A 25,195-nucleotide genomic window follows, 5' to 3' on the forward strand; every position below is an offset into this window, starting at 1 on the left:
TGACGCGCTGATCGACTCGTGCGCGTTCGCGTCGGCCCCCGGCTCCACGGCGATACTCGACTGTTCTAGTCCCACCGCGTACCTCCGTGCGCTAGTCCCACAGCGGCACCTCCGTACCCCGGCCCTCCGCGATCGCCCGCTCGGCCAGCGCGTGGGCCACCGCGATGTCGGTCAGCACCAGTCCGCTGTTGTAGACGAAGAGGCGTTCGTCGTCCGAGCGTCGGGCCACCGCACGGCGATTCAGGATCTGCGGCAGCTCGGCGTCCACCGCGCGCAGCGTGCCGTCCGGCCCTGCCATGTCGGTGCCGGTCAGCGCCATCTGCTCGGCGCTGGTCGCGATCACGCGATCGGCATCCGCCAGCGTCGATGGCGCGAGTCCGTAGCCGACCAGCACCGCCACCGAACCGGGTGCCAGATCCTCGGATTCGAGCGCCACCTCGGTGGCCGGGCCCGCGGTGGCCAGAACGACATCGGCCGTGGCCGCCGCGGCGCGGGGATCGGTCACGGTCTCGAGCAGGGCGTGCGGATGGTGCTCGGCGAGCCCGCGGTGCACGGCTTCCAGCCCCTCCGGGTGGGTGCCGTAGACCATCAGTTTGCGCAGTTGGGGGTTGGCGGCGAGCAGATGGGGCAGGGCGTTGCGGCCCTGGGTGCCGGTACCGATCAGCAGCACGCTCTCCGCGCCGCGCCGGATCGTCTCGCGCACCAGCAGCGCCGACACCGCGGGCGTGCGCAACGCGCCGACCCGTGCGCAGTCCATCATCGCGATCGGCGCACCGGTGCTGTCGTCGTAGAGCGTGATGGTCGTGTAGTACCGCTTGGTGCTGCGATCGTGGCCGGGGTCGAACTTGTAGGAGGTCTTCATCGCCACCACGCGCCTGCGGCCGTCCCGGCCGAGCATGGCGTAGGCGACCGACCAGCCGTCCGGGTTCGCGACGCTGAGTTTGCGCGGGTTGTCCGAATCGCCCGCCGCGAAGGCGAGATACGCCTCCTCCACCGCGCGCACCACCGCGGCCGGTGTGATCGGCACGTCGGCGAGGTCGCTGCGGCTCAACACCCGCAAAGGTGTGCTTCGGTCACGCGTGCTCAAGGGGTCCTCGATCATGTCGTACTGCATCCCGCTCATGAGTGCCGTTCGCGACCGGCGGGGTGTCCGCCGTCCGGAACGGGGCCACGATTTGTTGCCCGTAGCCATTCTCGTCGGCTTCCTCGGCCCGCCGCTGTCGTTCCGGAAGCCGGATGTTCACTCGCTTGAGCCATCGGTCGGTGCCGTCGTATCGCGCGGTGAACGGTACCCGGCCGTGCACGGCGACGTCGTTGTCCACCAACAACAACTCACCGGGGGACAGCGTGGCGGTCACGCAGACACGTTCGAGTTCGGCGGCGAGTTGTTCGTAGGCTGTGCGGAATTCGGCGTCCGCCTCGGCGAGCGGAGTGTATGCGGGGTCGTAGCGCAGTGTCTGCCGGTCGGGCCCGGCAGCGCTCCACAGCGTCGGAATGGCTGCGGCAGAGTATGTTTCGTGTCCGTCGCCGTAGGAGACGTCGGGCAGGATCGGCAGGGCGGGAGTGCTGAGCAATGCGCGCTGCTCGGTGGTGAGTTCGATCCGGCGCACCGACGACACGGTGGTGCCCACCAGGTCCGGGTTGCGCAGGCAACCGAGCATCAGTATGTGGGCGCGTTGCGGGTGGAAGGCGTCCTCGGTGTGCGGGCTCAGTAGTACTTCGCTACTGGCGCCGGACTGTTCGTATTCGTGACCGGCCGCGGGAACGATGTTGTTGACCAACCGTCCGCCCTGCTGCCCCTGCCAGCCGAACGGCTCACCCGTACTGCGCGCGAGCAAGAGCATGACCAGGTCGAGCTCGAACGAACGCGCGCGGCGCACCGGATCGCCGCTCCAGCTCGCCGCCTCGCGCCAGCTCGGCGGAGTGGGCCCGAACTCGTTGTCCGCCAGCGGAAGACGTCCTACAATCGCGGCGCCTGCCGCGGTGGCCGGCGGGCGCATGGCATCGCGCACCTCGGTCGGGAGTTCCGCGGCGCCCGCATCGATCCGTTCGATGATCGCCGGGTCCGTGAGGGTGCGCGCGGCGGTGGCCGGATCGGTGAGCGCGTGATCGAGTGTGGCGGATATCGCTCTGGCGAGCTCCCGCACCGCCCGGCCCGCCTCCACGGACATCTCACGTCGTTCGAGGTCTTGTGGGTGAAGCGTCTTACGTTCGGAGAGAACGCTTTTCACCAAGAGTCCCTTCTTCGCATCGGTTCGAAAAGCAGGGGTCACGTTCTGTATGCGAAGGTATCCCTTCCGTCTTAGTGAAGCAAGGCTTACCTAAGCGAGTCGGCGAAAAATAGCCGGATCGCATAACCACGCTTCGGCCCGGGCCGGTGGTCGGCGGGTGCGCTCGCGCTCGATTCGGGAGTTTGCGGGCGGTACGCCCTTGCGCTGCCGTTTCGGTGCCGGAACCGGCGAGTCGCGCAATCCATTAGGGTAGCCTGTCCTGATCAATACACTGGGTGGGCGGTACCGAGGTGGGTTCGGTTCAGGAATGAGGGCAGCGCAATGGTTTTGAATCGACGGCAACTGCTGCGGTCGAGTCTCGGGGCGGGGGCGGTGTTGCTGGTAGCCGCCTGTTCCGACGGCGCGGACTCGTCCGGCCCCGCGCGGCGCGGCGGCACGCTGCGGGTGGGCGCGCTCGGCACCGCGGCTCGCATCGAACGCGACCCACACGCCAACCTCAGCAACGACAGCGACTTCCTGATCGCCTCCCTGGTGTACGACGCCCTCACCGTGCCGGGCGGTAACCCGAATGTCGTGCCGCGCTTGGCCACTCGCTGGGAGCCGGACGCCGATCGGCGGCGCTGGAGTTTCACCCTCGCCGAGAACGCGATCTTCCACGACGGATCACCGGTGACGTCCGAGGATGTCGTGTGGTCGCTGCGCAGGCTGCGCACGGTCGGCGGCGCCTCGAAAATGCCGGTGGCCGTGGAGGACATCACCGCCGACGGGCCGAACCGTGTGATCCTCACGGTGCCCGAGCCGAACAACCAACTGCCGCTGCTGGTCCGGTTGATGACCTTCACGATGAAGAAGGACAGCACCGATTTCACCAAGGCGGTCGGCAGCGGACCGTTCCGGTTGGAGTCCTATCAGGGCGGCAACGCCCGACTGGTGCGCAACGAGCAGTGGCACGGTGGTCCGCCGCCGTTGGACGCCATCGAGGTCACCATGTTCGAAAGCGTGACCGCGCTGGGCAACGCGGTGCTCGGCGGGCAGATCGACCTCGCATCGAACGTCGGCGCCATCGCGGGACGCACCGCCGAGGGCCGCGGTGACCTGACAGTCGTGCGCCGCTCGAACGACACGGTGGTCGGCGTCGCCATGCGCACCTCCGACGGGCCGTTCGCCGACCCGCGGGTGCGCGCCGCCCTGCGGCTCGGCGTCGACCGCGCAGCTCTGGTCAACCAGGTGCACTCCGGATACGGAACAGTGGCCAACGACGTCCTCGGCACCGGTGACCCGCTCTACGACACCTCCCTCGCCCAGCGCACCCGCGACATGGACCGCGCGAAGGCGCTGCTGCGCGAGGCGAATTTCGACACCGGGCGTGGCTATCCGTTCGTCACCAAGGCCGAGGCGCCCGGTGAGGTCGAGTCGGCGAAGGTGATCGCCACCCAGCTCGCCGAGATCGGTGTGCGGCTGGACGTGGTCACCCAGGAGCCGAACGCCTTCTACGACCAGACCTGGCTGAAGGCGCCGCTGTACACGATCTCCTGGGGCACGAACGATTCCACGCTCTTCTTCGCGAGCAAATTGCTGGCGGGCGGATCGAATCGCAACGAGACCGCCTTCAAGGACGCGGCGTTCGACGCGGCCACGGCGAAAGCGCTCGGCGCGCACAGCGACGAGGAATATCAGCTGGCCGCCAAGGAACTACAGCGCATCCAGTACGAGCGCGGCGGATACCTGGTCTGGGGCATGGCCGACGGTATCGACATCGCCGCGTCGCGGGTGCGCGACCTGCCGACGCTCGGCGGCTTCGCCCGCGTCCAATTGGAAAGGGCTTGGCTGGCCGGGTGATCTCCTTCGCGCGACTCCTGCTCCGGCGCGTCATCCTGCTGGTGACGCTGCTGGCCTGCGTCTTCGTCGCCGTGGACCTACTGCCGGGCAACACCGCCCGCGCCGTCCTCGGCCGGGAGGCCACGCCGGAGCAGATCGCGGCCAAAGAACACGAACTCGGACTGGACCGCCCCCTGACGGTGCGGTTCTGGCACTGGATATCGGGCGTCACGACCGGTGATTTCGGGCGAACCGCGCGCGGACGGCCGGTCAACGACCTGCTCGTCGACAAGTTCCCGCCGACGCTGCTGCTCGGTGGGCTCGCCCTCGCGGTGACCGTGCTCGCGTCGCTCGCGCTCGGCGCGTGGTGGGCGACGCGTCCGGGCGGCGTGGCCGCGCGCGTGTTGCAGCCGACGACGACCACCGCCGTGGCGGTTCCCGAGTTCGTGATCTCCACGCTGCTGATCCTGGTGTTCGCGCTGGCGCTCGGGTGGCTGCCCGCGGTCACCATCACCGGCCGTTCCGGGATGCCCGCCGGCCCCGAGATGCTGGTGCTGCCGGTGCTTGCGCTCGCACTGCCTCAGGCCGGCTGGAACACCAGGGTGGTGCGTGCCGCCCTGGCCGACGCCGCGCTGGCGCCCCATGTGGAAAGCGCGGTGCTGGACGGGATTTCGAGCCGGACGGTGCTGGTTCGGCACGTGCTGCCGTTCGCGCTGCCGACCATCGTCGCCAGCTTCGCCACCACGGTGGGGATGCTGCTCGGCGGGGCACTGGTGGTGGAGACCGTCTTCAACTACCCCGGTCTCGGTGCGGTCCTGGCCGGCTCGGTGGCCGATCGGGACACCTCGGTGGTCGCCGCGGTGGTCGCGCTGTCCGGGGTGATCATCATGATCATGCTGGCCGCCGCCGACGGCATCCGCAGCTGGTCGTTGCGGGGGCGGCGATGAAGCCCTCCTCCGAGGGCGCGAGTGCGGCGCGTCGACGGCTCGGCCGGCTGACGGTAGCGCCCGCGCTGCTGGTCACCCTGCTGGCGGTGCTGGGCCCGACGCTGGCGCCGCACCCGGCGGAGCAAGCGATCGGCATCCCGTTCGGCGATCCCGGCGCGGGCGCGCCGCTGGGCACCGACCGGCTGGGCCGCGACGTGCTCAGCCAACTGCTGTACGGCGGTTGGGGATTGCTGCTGGTGGCCGCGATCATCGCGGTGACGGTGACCGGGGTGTCGTGTGTCCTCGGCGCGGTCGCGGCACTGCGCCCGCGGATCGGCGAGTGGATCGAACTGGGCACCGACCTGTTCATTCTGCTGCCCGCGGTGCTGGGGATCCTGCTCGTGCTCACCTCGTGGCCCGACGCCGGCACCTGGGGCCTGATCGTTCTGGCGCTGCTGTTCGGCGTCCCCTATTGCGCGCGGATCTTCACCGCCGCCGCCGCCGGGGTCGCGGCATCCGGATATGTCGAGAGCGCCCGGGCCGCCGGTGAGCCGCTGACGCACCTGGTGTTCCGGGAAGTGATCCCGAATCTGCGCGAAGTGTCGACGACCCAGCTCGGGCTGCGTTTCGTGGCTGGGGTCTATCTCGTGAGCACGGCGTCCTTCCTGCAACTGCCCACGACGCTCGGCGCGACCAACTGGGCGGTCATGGTGCGCGAGAACACCTCCGGCATGCTGCTCAATCCGTGGGCCGTGCTGGCCCCGAGCCTCGCCATCGCGATCGTCGCGGTGAGCGTGAACCTGGCGGTCTCGGCGTTCGGGCGAGGGGAGCGGGAATGAACGTGACGAAACGCGGTTGCCCGGCGGCTGCGGTGGAGGCGGAGGGTACGGCGACCGATCTCGTCTCGGTCGACTGTCTGACCGTGCTGGGACCGAACGGCCGGGAATTGGCGGGTCCCGCGAGTTTCCGGATACCGGCGGGCACGGTGACGGCGCTGACCGGCCCGTCCGGGTCGGGTAAGACGACGGTGATGCGCGCCCTGCTCGGGCAGTTGCCATCCGCTCAGGCGCGCGCGACGGGATCGGCGTCGGTCGCCGGACATGACGTGCTGACGCTCGATCGTTCCGCCCTGCACAGGTTTCGGCGTCGGCACATCGCCTTCGTCGGGCAGGACCCGGGTTCGGCGCTGAATCCGCTGCTGCGCGTGCGCGCCCTGCTGCGCGAGGTCGCTCCGGACGCGCCCGAGTCCACCCTGACCGACACGCTGGCACTGGTCGGCCTGTCGCCGGACTACCTGCGCCGCCGTCCCGGTGAACTCTCCGGCGGCCAGCAGCGCCGCGTCGCCCTCGCCAGGGCGCTGATCCGCCGCACCGGCGTGCTGGTGCTCGACGAGCCGCTCGCCGGGCTGCACGGCGCGCTGCGCACCGACATCGCCGGACAACTCGCGGCGCTCGCCCGTGAGCGGTCGACGGCGATCCTGCTGTCCGGTCACGACACCGCACTCGTGCACTCGATCGCCGACGACATCGTCGAACTCGGTGTGGTGCCTCAGGTATCCGCGCCTCCGGTTCGGGCAACCGCTACAGCAGCGAGAACATCCGGTGTGGTGACCGGGTCCGCACTGGGCCCGCCGACCGCCACGTCCGCTGATCCGGTCGACGCCATGGCGGTCGGCGGCCGGGCCGAGCTCGCGCCGGTGCCCGACGGTGGATGGTTGCGGCCCGGCGGCTCGACCAGCAACGGTCACCCGTCCTCCGTTGTCGTCGCGACGGACGATCGACCGCCGGACCTCGCGCTGCGCGCCGAGGGGATCAACGCCTCGATCGACGGACACCAGGTGCTCGCCGACATCGATTTCGCGCTCGAAGCGGGTTCGGCGCTCGCGGTGGTCGGCGCGTCGGGCGCGGGCAAGACCACTCTGGCGCGCGTCATCGCGGGGTTGCACCGTTCGGCGACCGGATCACTGGAGTTGCGTGGGAACCCGATCGTCGTGGGTGCGAACAGGCGAATCCGATACGGCGCGGGCGGCATTCAGTTGGTCACCCAGAACCCTCGCTCCGCGCTCAACCCGCGCCGCACCGTGGCGCAGACGCTCGGCCGTCCGCTGCGGCGGATCGGGCGCGTCGCGCGCCGGGACCTCGCGCTGCGGATCACCGAACTGCTCGCCGCGGTCGAACTGTCCGCCGACCTCGCCGCCCGCTACCCGCACGAGCTGTCCGGCGGACAACGCCAGCGCGTGGCCCTGGCGCGCGCCCTCGCCGCCGAACCCGCCGTGCTCCTGTGTGACGAGATCACCTCGGCACTGGACCACACCACGGCATCCGCGATCATGGCGCTGCTGGACCGGATCCGGGCCGAACGCGACACCGCCCTGCTGATCATCACCCACGACATGGCCTTGGTCGCCGAATACTGTCCCGGCCTGCTGGTCCTCGATCAGGGGCGGATCGCCGAATCGGGTCACACCGGAACCGTTCTCGCCGCGCCGACGCACAACGCGACCAACGAGTTGCTCGTCTGAACCGCCGCGGGGTCATGCGCACGGCCGACACGCCGTGGACTCCGTCACCGGCTTGCCGCGCGCACGAGCCGTCATCTGGATCATGGAAGGGGTGTTGCGAAAGACCGGCGTCTCGGCCGCCGTCGTGGTGATTCTCGGGCTCGTCGGTTGCGGGATCGACCGCACCCCGATCCCGGAAGGCATTCCGCCCGGACCCGGGGTGCCGCTGCCCGTGATCGACCTGGACGCTCCCGGCCGCACGGCCGTCCAGTTGCGCGGCTGGGCAGGCGAGCAGGCCGGGCGGCTCGGCATCCCGCCGGTCGCCCTGGAGGCGTACGGCTACGCGGCGGCCGTGATGACCAGGGCCCGCCCCGACTGCGGCATCGCGTGGACGACACTGGCCGGCATCGCGAGCGTGGAGAGCGGGCACGGCACCCATCGCGGTGCGCGGCTCGGCGATGACGGCTCGATCCGCCCGCCGATCATCGGCATCCCGCTGGACGGCTCACCCGGCGTCGCGCTGGTCGAGGACACCGATCGCGGCGCACTCGACGGCGATCCGGTGCACGACCGCGCCGTCGGCCCGCTGCAGTTCATCCCGGAGACCTGGAAGCGCTGGGGCGTCGACGCCAACGGGGACGCGACCGCGGATCCGCAGAACATCGACGATGCCGCGCTCACCGCCGCCAGGTACCTGTGCGACAGCGGCGGTGATCTCACCTCCGAGCACGGTTGGCAGCGCGCGTTGCTCACCTACAACCAGTCGCACAGCTACCTGCTGACGGTGCGCGATCGAGCCGCGAGCTACAGCGTCGGCCGCCGGGTGTGATCCCCCGGTCCCCGGAGTGCCGGTTACCCGCCTCGCTGCCGGGACGATAGGCTCGCAACGCACGGCCCATCCCGTGAGACCAACCGTGTCAGCAGCCGAAGGAGTGTCGTTTTCGTGGCCATCATCGAACAGGTCGGAGCTCGCGAGATCCTGGATTCCCGCGGTAACCCCACCGTCGAGGTCGAGATCGCTCTCGACGACGGCACCCTGACCCGGGCGGCCGTGCCCTCCGGCGCGTCCACCGGCGAGCACGAGGCCGTCGAACTGCGCGACGGTGGCGAACGCTACGGCGGCAAGGGCGTGCGCAAGGCGGTCGATGGTGTGCTCGACGAGATCGCGCCCGCCGTCATCGGCCTGGATGCCGTGGAGCAGCGCACCGTCGATCAGGTGCTGCTGGACCTGGACGGCACCCAGGACAAGTCCCGGCTCGGCGCAAACGCCCTGCTCGGTGTGTCGCTGGCCGTGGCCCGCGCCGCCGCCGAGTCCTCGGGGCTTGAGCTGTTCCGCTACCTCGGCGGTCCGAACGCGCACGTGCTGCCCGTCCCGATGATGAACATCCTCAACGGCGGCGCGCACGCCGACACCGGCGTCGACGTGCAGGAATTCATGGTCGCCCCGATCGGCGCGCCCACCTTCAAGGAGTCGCTGCGCTGGGGCGCGGAGGTCTACCACGCGCTGAAGTCGGTGCTGAAGGCCAAGGGCCTGTCCACCGGCCTCGGTGACGAAGGCGGTTTCGCACCCGACGTCGCGGGCACCAAGGCCGCGCTCGACCTGATCAGCGAGGCCATCGCCAAGACCGGCCTGAAGCTGGGCAGCGACGTGGCACTCGCGCTGGACGTCGCGGCCACCGAGTTCTACAGCACCGGCAGCGGCTACAAGTTCGAGGGCGTCGTGCGCTCGGCCGAGGAGATGGCCCAGTTCTACGCCGACCTGATCGGCGCCTACCCGCTGGTGTCCATCGAGGACCCGCTGTCGGAGGACGACTGGGACGGCTGGGTGACCCTGACCGACCAGATCGGCGAGAAGATCCAGCTCGTCGGCGACGACCTGTTCGTCACCAACCCGGAGCGCCTGGAAGAGGGCATCGCCAAGGGCGCCGCCAACGCGCTGCTGGTGAAGGTCAACCAGATCGGCACGCTCACCGAGACCCTGGACGCGGTGGAGCTGGCGCACCGCAACGGCTACAAGACGATGATGTCGCACCGGTCCGGCGAGACCGAGGACACCACCATCGCCGACCTCGCCGTCGCGGTGGGCAGCGGCCAGATCAAGACCGGCGCCCCTGCTCGCAGCGAGCGGGTCGCCAAGTACAACCAGCTGCTGCGCATCGAGGACGCGCTCGGCGATTCGGCTCGTTACGCCGGCGACGTGGCGTTTCCTCGCTTCGCGTTCGAAGGCTGATCTGCGATACGAGCGACGGGCCCTGAGGAGGTAGCGGTGCGTGACCATCCAGGGCCCCGGGAGTGCCGCGAAGCAGAGACCGAGGCGTGAGATGACGGAGCGACGTGCGCGTGGGACCAGTCCGGCCGGACGTGGGGACCGCCGCACGTCGCGTGCCGACGGATCGCGCCCGGCCGATGCCGCGGCCAAGCGTGGCCGCAGGCGATCGGAGACCGCGGAGAAGCCGAACCCGCGCAAGAGCGCGCGGGGTTCGGCCGTCGGCAGGCACGACCACACGTTCCTGGGGCTCTCCACCGGCAAGGCGGTGATCCTCGCGATGGTGGTGTGCGGGCTCGCGCTCACCCTCGCCGTGCCGATGCGCACGTACTTCACCCAGCGCGCGGAGGCCGCGCAGCTCGCGCAGCAGCGCGAGGAACTCGAGGCGGATCTGGCCCGGCTGCGGGATCGCCGTGCGCAGCAACAGGATCCGGCCTACATCCGGACCGAGGCGCGCGACCGCCTTCGCCTGGTGCTGCCCGGCGAGACGCCGTACATCGTGCAGGTGCCCGGCATCGAGGCGCCCGCCCCGCCCCCGGCGCCCACCAGAGCCAGGGAACCCGATCCCTGGTACACCGAACTGTGGCGCAGCATCGCCGAGCCACAGCCGACGCCCGCGGCCGCTCCGGCGCCGCCCGCCGCAACGCAAGCACCGGAAGGATTTAGGTGACCGCCCCGAACGACCAGGATCTCGCGATCATCGCCGAGCAGCTCGGCCGTGCGCCGCGCGGCGTGCTCGCCATCGCCTATCGCACCCCGGACGGGATCCCGGCCGTGGTGAAGACCGCGCCCCGGTTGCCCGACGGCACCCCCTTCCCGACGCTCTACTATCTGACCGATCCCCGGCTCACCGCGGAGGCGAGCAGGCAGGAATCCGCCGGTGTGATGCGCGAGATGACCGAGCGGCTGGCCGCCGACGCGGAGCTGTCCGCCGCCTATCGCGCCGCACACGAGAGCTATCTGGCCGAACGGGACGAAATCGAATCGCTCGGTACGGATTTCACCGGCGGCGGGATGCCCGAGCGGGTCAAGTGCCTGCACGTCCTGATCGCGCACGCACTGGCCAAGGGGCCGGGGGTGAATCCGCTCGGCGACGAGGCGGTGGCGCTGGCCGCCGAGCACGGCCTGCGTGGCACCGCCGTTCCGGCCGACTGGCCCGCGCCGCGCCCGACCGGCCCGCGAGAGACTGGAGCATAGTGATGAGTGACCGCGTAGCCGCCGTGGATTGCGGCACGAACTCCATCCGGCTGCTGATCGCCGACGTGCTCGGTGACGGGCGCCTGGCCGACGTCCACCGCGAGATGCGCATCGTCCGCCTGGGCCAAGGGGTCGACGCGACCGGTTCGCTGGCGCCCGAGGCGATCGAACGCACCCGCGCTGCCCTGGCCGACTACGCCGCGCTGATGCGTGAGGCGGGCGTCGGCCGGGTGCGGATGGTGGCCACCTCCGCCACCAGAGACGCCGCCAACCGCGAGGACTTCTTCGCGATGGCCAGGGCCGAACTCGGCACCGTGGTCGCGGGTGCGGAAGCCGAGGTGATCACCGGCGACGAGGAGGCACGCCTGTCGTTCGCGGGCGCGATCGGCGAACTGTCCAGCGCCTCGGGTCCCTTCGTCGTGGTGGATCTGGGCGGCGGATCGACCGAGCTGGTGTTCGGGGACAGCGCGGGGGTGCGCTCGGCGTTCTCCGCCGACATCGGCTGCGTCCGGATCACCGAGCGCTGCCTCGCGGGCAACCCGCCCACCGCCGAAGAGATCGCCGCAGCCCGCTCCTTCGCCACCGAGCGGTTGACCGAAGCGTTCACGCACGTCCCCGTGGAGGGCGCGCACACCTGGGTCGGCGTGGCGGGCACGATGACCACCTTGGCCGCGGTCGCGCTCGATCTTCCCGAATACGACTCGGAGCGGGTGCATCTCACCCGATTGACCATGGACCAGGTCCGCCGGGTCTGCGACCGGCTGATCGCCATGGACCACGATCAGCGCGCCGCGCTGGGGCCGATGCACCCCGGCCGGGTCGACGTGATCGGCGGCGGCGCGGTCATCACCGAGGTGCTCGCGGAGGAACTGTCCCGGCGCGCGGGCATCGCCGAGCTGGTCGTCAGCGAGCACGACATCCTCGACGGCATCGCCCTGTCGATCGCCTGACCGGGCCGGTCAGTTCTGCGGCACGTGGCCGTCGAGCCGTGCCTCGGCGTGTGTCTCCGCTCCCGGGCGAGCTTGCGTGCGGCCCGCGAGACGGGCTTTGCCGACCGCGATATCGGCGAGCCGGGACAGCGATTCCTTGTTCCGCGGCACCAGGAGCAGTTCTTGCACAATGTTGGGCACCAGGTTGCCCAGCCCTCGCTCGGCGTGCTCGTACATCCGGATCTGGGTCTCGCCGGGTGCGGTCTCCACGAGTTCCAGACGAATCCACGCGGCGCCGAGCGGCGAGAGTTTGGCCTCGAGTTCGAGCATGTGCGGCGGATCCACCGACACGACCTGCGTGGTGTCGTTCACGGTGAACGGCCATACGCCCGCGCTGTAGTGCAGTTGGGAGCCGACGCCCGGCCATTCGCCGTCGACGTCGCGGATGTGCGTGGCGCCGACCACCCAGGCGCAGAACAGCCATCCGTCGGCGAGGACGTCGAAGACCTGTTCCGGTGTCGTCGGCACGGTGATTTCCACGTGGACCATCAGCTCAACGCTTTCTGGGGGTAGGCCGTTGCGGGTTTGCCTGTCGATTGCGGGGTGCCCGGTGGTGCGGCGGGCAAACCACCTGCCGCGACCCGGTTGCCCCAGGGGCGTGAACAGAACATACGAATCCTCCACAACGCTGTCCGAGCTGCGATCTTCGAAGGATGGTTGAAGCGGCAATGCCACGGCTCGGTTGGTCTCGGAATGTCGATGTCGGGTAGTTTGGCTCGGTTCTATGACCCAGGTCACGAGTTCGCCGATTTCCGGTACCGCCGGGACGGTCATGGTTTGTGCGGGGGCTGATCGTCGCCGCCATCGCACCATGGTTCAGCAAATTCCTGGTCGGCGTGCATCACCTCGCCGGATGGGTACAGAACACCAAGCACAGCAGCACGATCTAAGGAGAACGCGTGACTAACCCCGGGCCACAAGCCGATCCGGCGGGTGATGTCTCGTCTCGGTGGGGCGGTTTGTTCCGCACCAAATCCATCGAACAGTCGATCCGCGACACCGACGAACCCGACTCGAAACTCCGCAAGGACCTGACCGCCTGGGACCTCACCGTCTTCGGCGTGGCCGTCGTGGTCGGGGCGGGCATCTTCACTCTCACCGCGCGGACCGCGGGCAACGTCGCCGGACCGTCGGTCTCGCTGGCCTTCGTGTTCGCCGCGATCGCCTGCGGGCTGACCGCGCTGTGCTACGCCGAGTTCGCGTCCACCGTGCCGGTGGCGGGCAGCGCCTACACCTACTCCTACGCCACCTTCGGCGAGCTCGTCGCCTGGATCATCGGCTGGGACCTGATCCTGGAGTTCGCCCTCGCCGCGGCGGTGGTGGCCAAGGGCTGGTCGCAGTACCTCGGCGAGGTGCTCGGGGACATCTCGCCGATCGCGCACCTCGGCCCGGTGACCTTCGACTGGGGCGCGGTGCTGCTGATCGCCGTGCTCGGCGTGCTGCTCGCGACCGGCACCAAGGTGTCCTCGCGGGTGTCGGCGGTGGCGGTCGCCATCAAGCTCGGTGTGATCGCGCTGGTGCTGGTCGTCGGCTTCACCTATTTCAAGTCCTCGAACCTCTCGCCCTATATTCCGCCGTCGCAGCCCGGTGAGCGGGGCGAGGGCCTGCGGCAGTCGCTGTTCTCCTATATGACCGGCGCCGGGGACAGCAACTTCGGCTGGTACGGCCTGCTCGCCGCGGCCAGCCTGGTGTTCTTCGCGTTCATCGGCTTCGACGTGGTCGCCACGACGGCGGAGGAGACCCGCAACCCGCAGAAGGCGGTGCCGCGCGGCATCTTCGGCTCGCTGCTGATCGTCACCGTCCTGTACGTCGCGGTGTCGCTCGTGCTCACCGGCATGGTGCCCTACACCGAACTGTCCGGCGGCGACGCGACGCTGGCGACGGCGTTCGCCATCCACGGGGTGACCTGGGCGAAGAACATCATCTCGATCGGCGCCCTCGCCGGTCTCACCACGGTGGTCATGGTGATGTACCTCGGACAGACCCGGGTGCTGTTCGCGATGGCCCGCGACGGACTGATGCCGCGCAGGCTCGCGCACACCGGCACCAACGGCACGCCGGTGCGGGTCACCGTCATCGTCGGCGTGGCGTGCGCGCTACTGGCCGGGTTCGTGGATTTCGGCACGCTGGAGGAGATGGTCAACATCGGGACGCTGTTCGCGTTCGTGCTGGTGTCGATCGGCGTGCTCATCCTGCGACGCACGCGTCCGGACCTGCCGCGCGGATTCCGGGTGCCGCTGGTGCCGCTGATCCCCATCCTGGCGGTGCTGTCGTGCCTGTGGCTGATGCTGAACCTGTCGGTGGAGACCTGGCTGCGGTTCCTGGTGTGGATGCTGATCGGCTTCGTCGTCTACTTCGCCTACTCCCGGCGCCACTCCCTGGTCCGGAAGGCCGCGGCCACCCGGTAGCGCGGCCGTGTTCGGCGTGCCGGAGGCCGGCGGATAGCCTGACGCGGTGTCGCAGCGTGAGTTGGTTGTTCTCGGAACCGCGAGTCAGGTGCCGACGAAACAGCGAAACCACAACGGGTACCTGCTCCGGTGGGACGACGAGGCGATCCTGTTCGACCCCGGTGAGGGGACGCAGCGGCAGATGACCTACGCCGGTGTGTCCGTCACCGGGATCACCCGGATCGCCATCACCCATTTCCACGGCGACCACAGCCTCGGGCTGGCCGGAGTGGTGCAGCGGATCAACCTCGATCGGGTGCCGCATCCGGTCGACGTCTGCTTCCCGGCGTCGGGCGCCGTGTACTACGACCGCTTGGTCAACGCGACGTCCTACTATCACCGCGCCGAACTGCGACCGCGCCCGATCGCAGGCCCCGGCGCCGTGGACTTGCCGGGGGCGCCGTTCACGGTGACGGCGGTACGGCTCTCGCATCCGGTGGACACCTTCGGCTATCGGCTCAGCGAGCCGCCCGGCAGGCGCATCCTGCCGGATCGGTTGCGCGCCTTGGGGTTGCGCGGGCCGATCATCGCCGAACTGCAACAGCGCGGCGAAGTCGAGTTCGACGGTCGCACCATCACTCTGGCGGAGATCAGCGAGCCCCGAGCCGGTCAGAGCTTCGCCTTCGTGATGGACACCCGGCTGTGCGCCGGTGTCGGCGAACTCGCGGCCGACGCCGACATGCTCGTCATCGAAGCCACCTTCCTGGACGCCGACGAACACCTCGCCGTCGAATACGGCCATCTCACCGCCGGCCAAGCCGCGCGGGCCGCCGCCGACGCGGGCGTCCGCACCCTGGTCCTCACCCACTTCTCCCAGCGCTACCGCGACCTCGACGAGCACCTGGCCGAAGCGGCGAAGTACTTCACCGGCGAGATCCACATCGCCACCGACCTCGCCCGAATCCCGGTGCCGCCCCGGCGCTGACGCCCGACACGCCGAGCCGACCGGCGAACGTTAACACCAGCCCGCTCAGACCGATCTAGTTCTCTGGGACGCCTGCCGCCCCGGGCTCGAAACAACCGCCACCGGCGCCGGTCACCCGACCGCGCCTTCCGGCATCCGCCCACGGCCGACGCCCCGCCACCCCGAGGAACACTCGGAATTCCGGTACAGCCGTACGACTCGGTACGCTGTCCCGGACGCCCCTATAGCCCAATTGGCAGAGGCAGCGGACTTAAAATCCGCCCAGTGTCGGTTCGAGTCCGACTGGGGGCACTGCGACCACCTCGAGTTCGCGACGGCGCGGCCTCGGTCGGCTCGCAACCAGTACTAGCCGACCGATGCGCTTCGGCGCGGGCTACGACTGCACGAGTAAACGATCCGGTGCGCTCTTGTCGTTCAACCACGCCGAGGCGATCTTGCGTGCGACCGCGCGGAACAATATGTCCTCGGTGCCGATCTCGGGGCGTATCGTCTCGGCGACCTTGTCGAGGAGAAGGGTTCGCTCGACTCCCGACACGGTGGTGTAGGCGTAGCGGACCTGTCGCTGGTCTTCCGCTGTCTTTCGGATCTCCGCGTACAGCGCCATCGGGTGCTCAGCGTGAAAGGCCGTGGGCGCGGGCGATGATGCGTTCCATGACCGTGCGGGGGAGGAGGCGGCGGAGAGTGAAGAGGGCGGGGGCGTTGCTGCCTATGGCGTAGAGGGGTTGGGGGCGGTCGGCTTCGATTGCCTTGACGATCGTGGTGGCGACCTTCTCCGGGGTGATGCCCTTGCCCTGCTTGTCGTCCAGTTTCGCCATGAAAGTCGTGAAATCGGCGGTGTGGGGGGAATTTTCGGCGAGGTACTTGGTGCGGCGCTCGCGCAGGCCGGTGTCGATCTGGCCGGGCTCGACGGCGGTGATCCAGACGCCGAAGGGGGATTCCTCGAAGCGGGCGGCCACCGCGAAGCCGCGCAGTGCCGCCTTGGTGGCGACGTAGGACGAGCGGTAGGGCATCGGGAAGCTGGCGAGCATCGATCCGACCATGACGACGCGGCCGTACCGGCGTTCCCGCATGCCGGGCAGCACCGCACCGGTCAGGGTGACAGGTCCGAGCACATTCAGCTGGAACAGCCGTTCGACGGCGTCGGTGGGTAGTTCTGCGAGTGGGCCCGCCTGGCTTTCGCCCGCGTTGTTCACCAGTACGTCGACCTGGTCCAGACCGGCGGCGAAGGCAGCGATCGACGACGGGTCGGTGAGGTCGAGCGCCCGGTACTCGACGCCGGGCACAATGGCCTCGGAGCCGATGGTGTCGGGGTTGCGGCTGGTTCCGATCACGCGATATCCCCGCCCGGCCAGAGCGGCGGCCGTGGCCTTTCCGATTCCGGACGACGCACCGGTGACCACGGCGACGCGAGACATAGGGTTCCTTTCGACGGCTTTATACTGACGATATCGTCAACTACTTGGTTCGCGCTACCCGGAAGTAACTTTCTGCCGCTGACGAGGGCGCCCGTGCGGGGTGGGGCACGAGTGTGGCGTCGATGGGCACGTCCCGTCCGCGCGGCGGCGGGAAAACGGGAATACAACGTGTGGTGGCGGGTCGGGGATTGCCCATTGAATTCTCCATGGCGGGTTCGGCGCCGCCCGCGGTGGCACGGTGCGGCCGCGTGCGCTCTGCCCGGGTCGATCGCGAGCCTGTGAGCTGGGCAGACGGACCCGCGCATCGTCGTGAGATGCGCACCGGCGCAGCCGAAATCGTTCACCGGAGGGAAGTCTGCGCGGATGTCGGCGGTCGCGTGATGGGGCTAGTGTTGGCCGGCGCGGTGCAGGCCGGAGACGCTGCCGCGTTACCCCCGACGCCGAGGAGACTGTGGTGGTTGTCGATACCGTCCGCGAGGAACAGGCGATCCGTCAGATGACGGAGCGGCTGGTCGAAAACTACACCGAGACCTATTCTCCCGAGCATATCGAGAGCACCGTGGGCGCGGCCCGGCAGAAGTTCGCGGGCCATCCGGTGCGGCAATTCGTTCCGATCCTGATCGAGCGCGTGGTGCGACGGGAGTTGGAGAAGTCTCCCGAAGCGGAAGTCCAACCCGCTACGGTCCCGATGGACAAGGCGCCCGAGCCCGCCGCGAGCCCTGCGGGGAAACTGTCGCAGCTGCGTGACTTGTGGTCGTCGAAGAAGCGTTTCGCACCCTATGCGGTGGGCGCCGTCGTCATCCTGACGGTGATCGCCGTCGTTCTCGCCGTGCGGCAACCCGGTCCCGAAGCGCCCGCGGCCGCTCCGGCTCCCGTCGCGCCGCTCACGGTTGTGCGCGGCGTGGTCGGGTCGGAGAAGATGCCGTTCTTCCAGGACCCGAAGGTGATCGACGCGCTGGCGCGGCGCGGCGTGCGCGTGGAGGTCGAGCCCGCCGGGTCGCGCCAGATCGCCACGTCCATCGATCTCGCGAAATTCGACTTCGCCTTCCCATCCAGTGAGCAGGCGGCCGAGCGAATCCAGCGGCAGCGCAATATGACCGCCAAGTACACGCCGTTCTCCTCGCCGATGGCCGTCGCGACGTTCGCGCCGATCACCGATCTGCTCACCCGGGCGGGCGCGGTGCGCCCAGGCCCGGTGCCGACGCTGGACCTGCGCCGCTACCTCGAGCTCGTTCGCAACGGCACGCGCTGGGACGAGCTGCCCGACAACACCGCCTACCCGGTGCGCAAGAACATCTTGATCTCCACCACCGACCCGCGTAGCTCGAATTCCGCCGCCATGTATCTGGCCGCGGCGAGCTATGCCGCGAACAACAACACGATCGTGCAGGGACAGACCGCCGAGCAGGCCGTCCTGCCCGCGGTGTCGCGGCTGTTCGTGGGTCAGGGCTACACCGAGAACACCACCGAGGGCCCGTTCAACAACTACCTCGCCACGGGGATGGGCCCGACGCCGATGGCGTGGATCTACGAGGCGCAGTACGTCGAGGCGTTGGTGCGCGGCCAGATCAAACCCGAGATGACGCTGGTGTACCCCTCCCCGACGGTGCTGTCCCGGCACACGCTGGTGCCGTTCGGCGAGACGGGTGACCGGCTCGGTCGCCTGTTGTCCACCGACCCGGAGTTGCAGCGGCTGGCCGCCGAGCACGGCTTCCGCACCAACGACGGCGCCCAGTTCGCGAAGGTCGCCGCCGAACGCAACGCTCCGGTGGCCGCGGACCTGCTGGACGTCGTCGCCACCCCGACCTACGACACGCTCGAGCACCTGCTCGACGGAGTCACCAAGACCTACAACTGAAGCCGGGGGCGCGGTTTCGGTGAAGATGATGCGGGCATCCTCTTCGCATCAGGTACCGGAAGAAACGGCCGGTATCGCGGCGGGAGGAAACACCGGTGACAGCGGACGACGGGCCATGGGAGATCCCTCCGATCGATAACGCTCCGGACATCGCGCGCGACCCAGCGCCCGCGCCCGGAGCGACGATGGCCGACACCAGGAACTGGCCGGGATACGGGTTGCTGCTGGTCGCGGCGGCGGTCGCGATAGCCGCCGCGGTACTGGCGGGCTGGGGGTTCGCCCAGCTATCGACCGTAGCCGCGATCATCGCGGCCGTCTTCCTGGTGATCGGGGTGGGCCTGATCGTGCTGGAGCAGGTGCGCGCACGAGCGCGGGCCCGCGAGCACACCGAACAGCCCGCCGAGCGGGCCACCGTCCCGCCGGGGTACTGAGCTTCCTCAATCCCGGGGCAGGAAACCGGACGCGATGAACTCGCGGACGAAGGTGTCCACCACCGTGCGGTCCACCTTCGGGCAGTCCACGCCGGTGCCCGCCAGCGCCGCGCGGGTGTGCTCGTCGGCCCAGTCGAGGTGACCGGCGAGTTCGGCGAAATCGTGACTCAGCAGCGCCGCGCGCACCAGCGAATCGTCGCCGAGCGCGTCCCGGCGGCGCGCTTCCCTGACCAGACCCGCGCGCACGGCGTCCTCCGGCATCGTCGCCACCGGCAGCCCGTGGGCGCGCAGACTGGCGAGAATGTCGCCGACCGCGACGGGGGCCCGATTGACCAGGTGAAATACGGTTTCCGGGCGCGGGCGGGCCGAAATCTCCACCACCGCGCCCGCCACATAGCTCACCGGAACCAGCGAGACGGTGGCGTCGCCCACGTCGGGCGCCATACCGAGCATCACGGCGGCGCGGACCATGTTCCACAGCGAATCGTCCGGGCTGTTCACCCCGACCTCCGGGCAGCCGCAGATGGTGCCCGGCCGGTAGATGGCGATCGGCAGCCCGCGCTCACCCGCCTGGCGGACCAGTTCCTCGGCAACCCATTTGGACGCCAGATAGCCGTTCCCGGGCACTTGGTCGGCACGCAAGCGGACGCCCTCGGCGACCACCGGAGATTCCGGTGCGGCGCCGACGGCCGCGCCCATCGTGGAGATCAGATGGAACGGTTTCACCCGGCGAGTGGTCGCCAGCCGCAACAACTCCCGGGTGCCCTCCACGTTGGCCTGCCGTAGCCGGGCGTAGGGATCGACGTGATTGACGCGCGCGCCGTTGTGGTAGATCGCGTCGATACTGTCGGCCAGGCAGTCGTAGTCGGCAGGATCCAAGCCGAGGCGCGGTGCGGTGAGATCGCCCGCGACGACGACGATCCGCTCCGCCGCGGTCGTCCCGGAGAGCCGGTAGTGGTTCAGCGCACTCAGGATCCGGTCGATGCCCTCTTCGGCGTCGTCGGCGCGGACCACGCACCACACGCGCGCCTCGGTGCGATCCAGCAGTTCTTGCAGCAGGTGCGCGCCGAGAAAACCGGTCGCGCCGGTGAGCAGGACCTCCTGCGGCGGCCCGCTGTGCGCGGGTGCGCAGCCCCCGATGCCGATTTCCGGCTCGAGGACGGCGTCGCGTTCCGGCGTCGGCGCGGCGGGCGCGCACTCGCCGGTCAGCCGCGCCGCCAGGCCGCCGACGGTCGGTGCCGCGAGAATCGCCGACATGGGCACGTCGCGCCGCAGCCGGTCCGACAGCCGCTGGTGCAAGGTGAACGCGAGCAGTGACGACCCGCCGAGTTCGAAGAAGTCGTCGCCCACCCCGATCGGGGACACGGCGAGCACATCGGCGAAGACCTCCGCGATCGTGCGCTCCAGCGGGGTGCCGGGGCGCGCGCCGGCGCGGGCGGTGAACACCGGCTGAGGCAGCGCGGCGCGGTCGAGTTTCCCGCTGGTGTTCACCGGGAACGTGTCCAGCGCCAGCACCGCCGACGGCACCATGTAACCGGGCAGCACCCGGGCCACCGAGTGACGCACCGCATCCGGATCGACCATGGCCCCCGGCGCGGCCACCACATAGCCGACCAGCCGATCTCCGGCATCGGAGCATTTGACCGCCACCGCGGCCCGGCCGACCGCCGGATCGGCCAGCAAGGCCGCTTCGATCTCGCCGAGTTCGATGCGATGGCCGCGGACCTTGACCTGGAAGTCGGTGCGGCCCAGATAGTCCAGGGTGCCGCCGCGGTTCCACCGCACCAGGTCGCCGGTCCGGTACATCCGCTCGCCGGGGTGCAGCGGATCGGCGACGAACCGGCCCGCGGTCAGCCCGGGCGCGCCGTGGTAGCCGCGGGCCAGCTGAACTCCACCCAGGTAGAGTTCCCCCGCCACGCCCACCGGAACCGGCCGCAAACGGTCGTCCAGGACGTGGCATCGCGAATTCCATTCCGGCACACCGATGGAGACGCCGGGAGCGGTGCGGTCGGCAGCCGAGACGGCATGCCGGGTGATGCTCACCGCCGCCTCGGTCGGTCCGTACAGGTTGTGCAAGTCGGCCCGGGCCACACCTGCGAAAGCCCGTGCGGTCTCCGGAGGCAGCGCTTCACCGATGACGAAGACGGCGCGCAGCGAGGACAGTTCGTCCTCGGTCGCGTGCTGGGCGAAAACGGTGAGCATCGCGGGAACGAAATCGGTGAGCGTCACGCGGTGCTCGGCGATCAGCCGGACCAGCGCCGCCGGATCGCGATGCTCGTCCGGCCCGGCCAGGACCAGCCGCGCGCCCGCGCGCAGCGGCAGGAAGTAGCCCCACAGGGACACGTCGAAGGTGGCGGGGGTCTTGTGCAGATAGACGTCGGTGGCGTCGACGTCGTATTCGGCCTGCATCCAGGCGAGTTGGTGCGCGATCGCCCGATGGCCGACCACCACGCCTTTGGGTCGGCCGGTCGAGCCGGAGGTGTAGATGAGGTAGGCGGGCTGATCGGCGCGCCATGGCGCTCGGCGCTCGGCGTCGGCCACGGGCTGCGGACCGAAGCGGTCGAGGTCCAAGGTGTCGATGTCGTACGCCTCGGCGGCCGTGAAGCCGTCGGCGGCGGTGGTGAGCACGCATCGCGGCGCCGCCGATTCGAGCACGTAGCGGATGCGTTCGGCGGGATGGCCCGGATCGATCGGCACCCAGGCCGCGCCCGCCTCCACGATCGCGTTCAGCGCGACCACCTGTTGGATCGACCGCCGCATCGCCACCGCCACGACGGTCTCCGGACCCACGCCACGTTCGATCAGCCAGCGTGCCAGGCGGGCGGTCCGCTCGCGCAGTCGCGCGTAGGTGAGGGTCTCGGTTCCACAGACCACGGCGATCGCGTCCGGGGTCGCCGCGGCCTGCCGCGCCGTCGCGGCGGTGAGCGGCTCGGCCGGGACCTCGTGCTCGGCTCCGGCGCCCCAGGAACGGATGCGCTTGTGCTCGACCGGGTCCATGATGTCGATGTCACCGACGACGGCACCGGGGTCGGCCGCGACCTGGAGCAGGATGCGGATGTAACCGTCGAGGAAACGTTGCACGGTGTGTTCGTCGAACAGGTCGGTGCTGTAACCGAATCGGATGATGATCTCGCCCGGCTCGCCGTCGGCGTCGCGGGTGTCGACCACACCGATGTGCAGGTCGGTCTTCGCCGTGTCGGCGTCCACATCGAGGAACGACACGCTGGGCCCCGACAGCTCGAGGGTGGCCTGCGTGAAATTCTGGAACGCGAAGCCGACCTGGTAGAGCGGGTGACGCCCGGGCGATCGGGTCGGATCGACCGCGTCGACCACGTGCTCGAAGGGCACCTCGGAGTGCGCGAAGTTGACCAGATCCCGCTCCCTGGTGCGCCGCAGCAGGGCGGTGAAACTCTCCGCGGGCTCGATCCCGGTCCGGGAGACGGTGGTGTTGACGAACATGCCGACGACGTCGGCGAGCGCGGGCTCGGCCCGGTTCGTCATCGGCACGCCGATCGCGATGTCGGTGCTGCCGGACAGGCGGGACAGCAGCACGGCGAGCGCCGAGCGCATCACCATGAACAGCGTCGCCCGGTGTGCGCGCGCGACGGTGAGCAGGTCGCGGTGCAGGGTCGCGGGCACCGACCGCTGGGTGGCCGAGCCGCGCAGCGTGGCCACCGGCGGGCGCGGCCGGTCGGCGGGCAGGTCGAGTTCGTCGGGCAGGCCTGCCAGCTCGCCGGTCCAGTACGCCAGTTGCCGCGACAGCGGCGAATCCGGGTCGTCGCGGGAACCGAGCAGATCCCGTTGCCACAGGGCGTAGTCGGCGTACTGGACGTCCGGTGGCTGCCAGGCCGGAGCGGCGCCCGCGCTCCGTGCGGCGTAGGCCAGGGCCACGTCGCGGGCCAGCGGCGCCAGCGAGGACCCGTCGGCGCAGATGTGGTGCAAGGCGCAGACCAGCACGTACTCGGTGGGGGTGCGCAGCAGCCGGACACGCAGCGGCACTTCGGCCGCTACGTCGAACCCGTGCCGCAGGATCGCGCGTACCCGGCCGGGCACCGCGTTGTCGGACAGTTCCTCGACCGCGAAATCCTCGACCACCCGTTCGGTGTCGAGGATCAACTGCCGCGGTCCGGCCTCGTCGGCGGGGTATTTGGTACGCAACGACTCGTGCCGTTCGACCGTATCGGCGAACGCCGCGCGCAAGGCGGGCACGTCCAGCTCCGACAGCCGCAGCGCGAAGCCGATGTTGTCCACCGAGGACGTCGTGTCGAACTGGTTGCGCAGCCAGAAACGCAGCTGGGCGGGGGACAGAGGGATGCGTTCCGGCCTGGTTCGCGCACGCAGAACCGGGCGCGCGGAATCGAATTGCTGTGAGCGGATCGCCTTCGACAAGCCCGCGACGGTGGGATGGTCGAACACCAGTCGCGGCGGAATGCGCAGCCGCCAGATTTCGCTCAACCGCGCGGCGACCTGCGTCGCCAGCAGCGAATTTCCGCCCGCCGCGAAGAAATCGGCGTCGGCGCCGAACCGCTCCCGGCCCAGCACGCGGGCGAGGACCTCGGCGACCGTTTCCTCGCCGAGGTCGGCGGCGGGCCGATAGTCCGCCTCGTCGAGGCCGCGCAGGCGCAGTGCGGGCCGATCGGCCTTGCCCGTGGGAGTGCGTGGGATCCGCTCGACGACGGTGATCGTGTTGGGCACCATGTACTTCGGCAGCAGCGCGGCGAGCGCGTCGGCCAGAGCGGTGGGGTCCGGCGCGTGTCCCGGTTCGGGCTGGACGAACGCGGCGAGCGTGGTGTCGCCTACGGCGGTCTTGCGGTCGACGGTCACCGCCAGCCGGACGCCGGGCTGCGTCGACAGGATCGCGTCGATCTCGCCGAGTTCGATGCGGAAGCCACGGACTTTGACCTGGTCGTCGGCCCTACCGAAATAGTCCAGATCACCGGTGGTGGTGCGCCGGACCAGATCGCCGGTGCGGTACATCCGGGAACCGGGCGGTCCGAACGGATCGGCGAGGAACCGTTGCGCGGTCAGATCGGGGCGTCCGTGATATCCCCGCGCCACGCCGGGTCCGGCCACGTACAGCTCGCCGACGACGCCGATGCCGACCGGCCGCAGCCGGTGATCGAGCACCTGGCAGCGCGTGCCCGGCACGGCCGATCCGATGGTGACCGGTGTGTCCGGCGACAGCGCCGGGCTGAGTGTCGCCACGATGGTGGATTCGGTAGGGCCGTACGCATTGTGGAACAGGCGGCCGTCGGTGGCCCAATGCTGCGGCAACATCGGGGGACAGGGCTCACCGCCGACCAGGACCGACCGCAGGGCCGGCAGTCCGGCCGGCTCGATCGTGGCCAGCGCGGACGGGGTGAGGAAGGCATGGGTGATCGCGTGCCGCGCGAGCAGTTCCACCAAGGCGGTGCCGCCGTAGAGGCCGGGCGGGGCGATCACGAGAGTCGCCGCGGAGCAGATCGCGAGCAGCAACTCCAGAATCGAGGCGTCGAAGCTCGGTGACGCGAAGTGCAGCACCCGCGAGTCTTTGTCCAGCCCGTGCCGCGCGGCCAATTCGGTGCACAGCGGGGCGAGCCCGGCATGGGTGACGGCGACGCCTTTCGGGCGTCCGGTAGATCCCGAGGTGTAGATCAGGTAGGCCGCGTGGGTGGCTCGAACTCGCGCCGTCCGTTCGAAGTACGCGATCGGGTTCGCGGGGTTCGCCGCTACCCGCGCGATCACTTCCGCGTCGTCCAGCGCGAGCCAGTGCACCTCGGTGGGCAGCGTCGTCGCGAGCCCGGTTCGGGTCAGTCCCAGCGCGGCGCCGCTGTCGGTCACTTGGAACGTGATGCGCGACAACGGAAGCGCCGGATCGATCGGGACGAAGGCGGCGCCGGTCTTGGCGATCGCCCACACCGCGAGCACCGATTCGATGGATCGCGAAAGCGCCACCGCCACAGCTGTTTCGGGGCCCGCGCCCGCGGCGATCAACGTGCGGGCCAGCTGCGACGAGCGGGCGTCGAGGTCGCGGTAGGTGATCGTGGTGTCGCCATCCAGAACCGCGACGCCGTCGGGATTGTGCTCGGCGGCGGCGGCCAGCAGCGCGGCGAACGTCGGCGTGGCGGAGTCGGCTGATCTGCGGCGACGGCTGTTCCGAGCGGGTGGACGAGGATTCCGGATACCGCTGGTCATATCTTCGTCCCGTTCCGC

Annotated in this window: 19 protein-coding genes and 1 tRNA gene; 14 read left to right on the forward strand and 6 right to left on the reverse strand. The window is 69.9% G+C overall.

The genetic code is table 11. The annotated features are described in order from the left end of the window. Positions 1-91: 91 nt before the first annotated feature. Together ACGF7Y_RS15080 and ACGF7Y_RS15085 are read right to left on the reverse strand one after the other, a co-directional pair. On the reverse strand, positions 92-1,054 hold the full coding sequence (locus ACGF7Y_RS15080; RefSeq protein WP_393233760.1) for an ornithine cyclodeaminase family protein: 963 nt from the start codon (positions 1,052-1,054) through the stop codon (positions 92-94). Positions 1,055-1,073: 19 nt separating this feature from the next. Continuing rightward, complete coding sequence (locus ACGF7Y_RS15085) at positions 1,074-2,171, reverse strand: TauD/TfdA family dioxygenase (RefSeq protein ID WP_393233762.1); 1,098 nt, start codon at positions 2,169-2,171, stop codon at positions 1,074-1,076. Positions 2,172-2,552: 381 nt separating this feature from the next. Between ACGF7Y_RS15085 and ACGF7Y_RS15090 the strand changes: the two genes are divergently transcribed. From ACGF7Y_RS15090 to ACGF7Y_RS15130, 9 genes are all read left to right on the forward strand, one after another. Next, positions 2,553-4,070 (forward strand): ABC transporter substrate-binding protein, encoded by a 1,518-nt coding sequence (locus tag ACGF7Y_RS15090; RefSeq protein WP_393233763.1) that lies wholly within the window; start codon positions 2,553-2,555, stop codon positions 4,068-4,070. Continuing rightward, positions 4,055-4,996, forward strand: coding sequence for an ABC transporter permease (locus ACGF7Y_RS15095; RefSeq protein WP_393233766.1), 942 nt, complete (start codon positions 4,055-4,057; stop codon positions 4,994-4,996). The genes ACGF7Y_RS15090 and ACGF7Y_RS15095 overlap by 16 nt, the downstream gene beginning before the upstream one ends. Continuing rightward, positions 4,993-5,814: an ABC transporter permease gene (locus ACGF7Y_RS15100; protein WP_393233769.1), complete on the forward strand. Its 822-nt coding sequence runs from the start codon at positions 4,993-4,995 to the stop codon at positions 5,812-5,814. Before ACGF7Y_RS15095 ends, ACGF7Y_RS15100 begins: the two co-directional genes overlap by 4 nt. After that, positions 5,811-7,496, forward strand: coding sequence for an ABC transporter ATP-binding protein (locus tag ACGF7Y_RS15105; RefSeq protein ID WP_393233770.1), 1,686 nt, complete (start codon positions 5,811-5,813; stop codon positions 7,494-7,496). Before ACGF7Y_RS15100 ends, ACGF7Y_RS15105 begins: the two co-directional genes overlap by 4 nt. An 82-nt stretch (positions 7,497-7,578) precedes the next feature. After that, positions 7,579-8,304, forward strand: coding sequence for a lytic transglycosylase domain-containing protein (locus ACGF7Y_RS15110; protein WP_393234010.1), 726 nt, complete (start codon positions 7,579-7,581; stop codon positions 8,302-8,304). 114 nt (positions 8,305-8,418) lie between these two features. Continuing rightward, the gene (gene eno / locus ACGF7Y_RS15115) at positions 8,419-9,705 is read left to right on the forward strand and encodes a phosphopyruvate hydratase (RefSeq protein ID WP_040869660.1); all 1,287 of its coding nucleotides are present in this window, start codon (positions 8,419-8,421) and stop codon (positions 9,703-9,705) included. 91 nt (positions 9,706-9,796) lie between these two features. Beyond that, positions 9,797-10,411, forward strand: a complete 615-nt coding sequence (locus ACGF7Y_RS15120) for a septum formation initiator family protein (protein ID WP_393233772.1) — start codon at positions 9,797-9,799, stop codon at positions 10,409-10,411. Next, a complete protein-coding gene (locus tag ACGF7Y_RS15125) occupies positions 10,408-10,938 on the forward strand; it encodes a DUF501 domain-containing protein (RefSeq protein ID WP_393233775.1) in 531 nt (176 codons plus the stop codon). Before ACGF7Y_RS15120 ends, ACGF7Y_RS15125 begins: the two co-directional genes overlap by 4 nt. Positions 10,939-10,940: 2 nt before the next feature. Further along, the gene (locus ACGF7Y_RS15130) at positions 10,941-11,888 is read left to right on the forward strand and encodes an exopolyphosphatase (protein WP_393233777.1); all 948 of its coding nucleotides are present in this window, start codon (positions 10,941-10,943) and stop codon (positions 11,886-11,888) included. Between the two features lie 9 nt (positions 11,889-11,897). Here the strand turns inward: ACGF7Y_RS15130 and ACGF7Y_RS15135 are convergent, their stop codons facing one another. Beyond that, positions 11,898-12,416, reverse strand: a complete 519-nt coding sequence (locus tag ACGF7Y_RS15135; protein WP_393233779.1) for an SRPBCC family protein — start codon at positions 12,414-12,416, stop codon at positions 11,898-11,900. Between the two features lie 410 nt (positions 12,417-12,826). On the opposite strand from ACGF7Y_RS15135, the gene ACGF7Y_RS15140 reads away from it, so the two are divergent. The 3 genes from ACGF7Y_RS15140 (at position 12,827) to ACGF7Y_RS15150 (ending at position 15,590) form a co-directional block, all read left to right on the forward strand. Further along, positions 12,827-14,335 (forward strand): amino acid permease, encoded by a 1,509-nt coding sequence (locus ACGF7Y_RS15140; RefSeq protein WP_393233781.1) that lies wholly within the window; start codon positions 12,827-12,829, stop codon positions 14,333-14,335. Positions 14,336-14,381: 46 nt separating this feature from the next. Continuing rightward, entirely contained in the window at positions 14,382-15,299 is a 918-nt protein-coding gene (locus ACGF7Y_RS15145) for a ribonuclease Z (RefSeq protein WP_393233783.1), read from the forward strand. Positions 15,300-15,516: 217 nt separating this feature from the next. Then, a tRNA-Leu gene (locus tag ACGF7Y_RS15150) sits at positions 15,517-15,590 on the forward strand. An 82-nt stretch (positions 15,591-15,672) separates the two neighbouring features. Here ACGF7Y_RS15150 and ACGF7Y_RS15155 read toward each other — a convergent pair. Together ACGF7Y_RS15155 and ACGF7Y_RS15160 are read right to left on the reverse strand one after the other, a co-directional pair. Then, positions 15,673-15,903 (reverse strand): hypothetical protein, encoded by a 231-nt coding sequence (locus ACGF7Y_RS15155; RefSeq protein WP_393233786.1) that lies wholly within the window; start codon positions 15,901-15,903, stop codon positions 15,673-15,675. A gap of 7 nt (positions 15,904-15,910) precedes the next feature. Further along, on the reverse strand, positions 15,911-16,714 hold the full coding sequence (locus ACGF7Y_RS15160) for an SDR family oxidoreductase (protein ID WP_393233789.1): 804 nt from the start codon (positions 16,712-16,714) through the stop codon (positions 15,911-15,913). Between the two features lie 454 nt (positions 16,715-17,168). Between ACGF7Y_RS15160 and ACGF7Y_RS15165 the strand changes: the two genes are divergently transcribed. Both ACGF7Y_RS15165 and ACGF7Y_RS15170 read left to right on the forward strand, forming a co-directional pair. Beyond that, positions 17,169-18,572: a three-helix bundle dimerization domain-containing protein gene (locus ACGF7Y_RS15165; RefSeq protein WP_393233792.1), complete on the forward strand. Its 1,404-nt coding sequence runs from the start codon at positions 17,169-17,171 to the stop codon at positions 18,570-18,572. 95 nt (positions 18,573-18,667) lie between these two features. Further along, complete coding sequence (locus ACGF7Y_RS15170) at positions 18,668-19,003, forward strand: UsfY protein (protein ID WP_393233795.1); 336 nt, start codon at positions 18,668-18,670, stop codon at positions 19,001-19,003. Between the two features lie 6 nt (positions 19,004-19,009). On the opposite strand, the gene ACGF7Y_RS15175 is transcribed toward ACGF7Y_RS15170, so the two are convergent. After that, positions 19,010-25,177, reverse strand: coding sequence for an amino acid adenylation domain-containing protein (locus ACGF7Y_RS15175; protein WP_393233796.1), 6,168 nt, complete (start codon positions 25,175-25,177; stop codon positions 19,010-19,012). Positions 25,178-25,195: the final 18 nt, after the last annotated feature.

The sequence above is a fragment of the Nocardia sp. NPDC047654 genome, from assembly GCF_043205035.1.
Taxonomy (GTDB): Bacteria; Actinomycetota; Actinomycetes; order Mycobacteriales; family Mycobacteriaceae; genus Nocardia.

Bases quoted from the DNA above. Each gene is read 5' to 3' on its own strand.
- ACGF7Y_RS15120 (WP_393233772.1), top strand. From the start codon at position 9,797: ATGACGGAGCGACGTGCGCGTGGGACCAGTCCGGCCGGACGTGGGGAC.
- ACGF7Y_RS15155 (WP_393233786.1), bottom strand. From the start codon at position 15,903: ATGGCGCTGTACGCGGAGATCCGAAAGACAGCGGAAGACCAGCGACAG.
- ACGF7Y_RS15175 (WP_393233796.1), bottom strand. From the start codon at position 25,177: ATGACCAGCGGTATCCGGAATCCTCGTCCACCCGCTCGGAACAGCCGT.
- ACGF7Y_RS15160 (WP_393233789.1), bottom strand. From the start codon at position 16,714: ATGTCTCGCGTCGCCGTGGTCACCGGTGCGTCGTCCGGAATCGGAAAG.
- ACGF7Y_RS15105 (WP_393233770.1), top strand. From the start codon at position 5,811: ATGAACGTGACGAAACGCGGTTGCCCGGCGGCTGCGGTGGAGGCGGAG.
- ACGF7Y_RS15085 (WP_393233762.1), bottom strand. From the start codon at position 2,171: ATGTCCGTGGAGGCGGGCCGGGCGGTGCGGGAGCTCGCCAGAGCGATA.
- ACGF7Y_RS15135 (WP_393233779.1), bottom strand. From the start codon at position 12,416: ATGGTCCACGTGGAAATCACCGTGCCGACGACACCGGAACAGGTCTTC.
- ACGF7Y_RS15130 (WP_393233777.1), top strand. From the start codon at position 10,941: ATGAGTGACCGCGTAGCCGCCGTGGATTGCGGCACGAACTCCATCCGG.
- ACGF7Y_RS15100 (WP_393233769.1), top strand. From the start codon at position 4,993: ATGAAGCCCTCCTCCGAGGGCGCGAGTGCGGCGCGTCGACGGCTCGGC.
- ACGF7Y_RS15110 (WP_393234010.1), top strand. From the start codon at position 7,579: ATGGAAGGGGTGTTGCGAAAGACCGGCGTCTCGGCCGCCGTCGTGGTG.
- ACGF7Y_RS15090 (WP_393233763.1), top strand. From the start codon at position 2,553: ATGGTTTTGAATCGACGGCAACTGCTGCGGTCGAGTCTCGGGGCGGGG.